At 50.9% G+C, this 1,610-nt stretch carries 2 rRNA genes; both read right to left on the bottom strand.

Features of this window, described 5'->3' with window-relative positions:
* Positions 1–7 precede the first annotated feature (7 nt).
* Positions 8–120 (bottom strand): 5S ribosomal RNA (gene rrf / locus JAB8_RS22660).
* 140 nt (positions 121–260) lie between these two features.
* Positions 261–1,610: ribosomal RNA gene (locus JAB8_RS29730) — 23S ribosomal RNA — on the bottom strand; the annotation flags it as partial.

Below are 1,610 nucleotides of genomic sequence, written 5' to 3'. Positions count from 1 at the left end.
ATAACAAGCCTGACGATAACCTACTTTCACACTGGTTGCAGCACTATCATCGGCGCAAAGTTGTTTCACGGTCCTGTTCGGGATGGGAAGGGGTGGTACCAACTTGCTATGGTCATCAGGCATAACTTGTACCGGCATTTGTCCTCAGTGGAGCGACAAAGCCATGAATCTGGAAGAAGCAAAGATTGGGGGTAATGAATTGGTGTATCAACACACACGCAACGTTGTACCGTCTTATCCTCTGTACCTGCTAAGGTTATAGGGACAAGCCGTACGGGCAATTAGTACTGGTTAGCTTAATGCATTACTGCACTTCCACACCCAGCCTATCAACGTCCTGGTCTCGAACGACCCTTCAAAGAGCTCAAGGCTCTGGGAAATCTCATCTCAAGGCAAGTTTCCCGCTTAGATGCTTTCAGCGGTTATCTCTTCCGAACTTAGCTACCCGGCAATGCCACTGGCGTGACAACCGGTACACCAGAGGTTCGTCCACTCCGGTCCTCTCGTACTAGGAGCAGCCCCCTTCAAATTTCCAACGCCCACGGCAGATAGGGACCAAACTGTCTCACGACGTTTTAAACCCAGCTCACGTACCACTTTAAATGGCGAACAGCCATACCCTTGGGACCGGCTACAGCCCCAGGATGTGATGAGCCGACATCGAGGTGCCAAACTCCCCCGTCGATATGAACTCTTGGGAGGAATCAGCCTGTTATCCCCAGAGTACCTTTTATCCGTTGAGCGATGGCCCTTCCATACAGAACCACCGGATCACTATGTCCTACTTTCGTACCTGCTCGACTTGTCAGTCTCGCAGTTAAGCACGCTTATGCCATTGCACTATCAACACGATGTCCGACCGTATCTAGCGTACCTTCGAACTCCTCCGTTACACTTTAGGAGGAGACCGCCCCAGTCAAACTGCCTACCATGCACTGTCCCCGATCCGGATAACGGACCAAGGTTAGAACCTCAAACAAACCAGGGTGGTATTTCAAGGTTGGCTCCACGAGAACTAGCGTCCCCGCTTCAAAGCCTCCCACCTATCCTACACAGATTGGTTCAAAGTCCAATGCAAAGCTACAGTAAAGGTTCATGGGGTCTTTCCGTCTAGCCGCGGGTAGATTGCATCATCACAAACATTTCAACTTCGCTGAGTCTCGGGAGGAGACAGTGTGGCCATCGTTACGCCATTCGTGCAGGTCGGAACTTACCCGACAAGGAATTTCGCTACCTTAGGACCGTTATAGTTACGGCCGCCGTTTACTGGGACTTCAATCAAGAGCTTGCACCCCATCATTTAATCTTCCAGCACCGGGCAGGCGTCACACCCTATACGTCCACTTTCGTGTTTGCAGAGTGCTGTGTTTTTATTAAACAGTCGCAGCCACCAGTTTATTGCAACCCTTTCACCCTTCTGGAGTAAACCAGTCAAGCTACCGGGGCGTACCTTTTCCCGAAGTTACGGTACCAATTTGCCGAGTTCCTTCTCCCGAGTTCTCTCAAGCGCCTTAGAATACTCATCTCGCCCACCTGTGTCGGTTTGCGGTACGGTCTCGTATGACTGAAGCTTAGAGGCTTTTCTTGGAACCACTTCCGATTGCTTCGTG

Source organism: Janthinobacterium sp. HH106 (assembly GCF_001758725.1).
Taxonomy (GTDB): Bacteria; Pseudomonadota; Gammaproteobacteria; order Burkholderiales; family Burkholderiaceae_D; genus Janthinobacterium.
The sequence above is the reverse complement of the archived record's forward strand: the minus strand, read 5'-3'. Positions and strand labels throughout refer to the sequence as shown.